Raw genomic sequence first — 252 nt, 5'->3', positions numbered from 1 at the left:
AGACCAGCTACACCGCGTGGTCCCGGGCCACGATCGGCGGCACGCGCCGACCCGGCCGCGCCGCCGTGGCGGCGCCCTGGCTCGAGGCGCTCAAGGGCTTCGACCCGAACGGCCCCCTCGACGAGGTCGCGGCCGAGCGGGCGAGCGACGCCTTCAAGACCTACCTCGCGGGCCTGCGCGCCGGCCCGGAAGCCGTGGCGACGACGCCCCCGGGCCGGTTCCTGATGCCGGGCGACCTCGCGGGCTCGCCGG

Annotated in this window: 1 protein-coding gene; it reads left to right on the top strand. The window is 78.6% G+C overall.

Translation table 11 applies throughout. The features are described from left to right. Positions 1–252, top strand: a 252-nt coding sequence (locus KZZ07_RS27205; RefSeq protein ID WP_219520132.1) for a YcjX family protein, incomplete at both ends; no start/stop codon positions are given.

This window comes from Mameliella sp. CS4, assembly GCF_019392335.1.
GTDB lineage: Bacteria > Pseudomonadota > Alphaproteobacteria > Rhodobacterales > Rhodobacteraceae > Antarctobacter.
The sequence above is the reverse complement of the archived record's forward strand: the minus strand, read 5'-3'. Positions and strand labels throughout refer to the sequence as shown.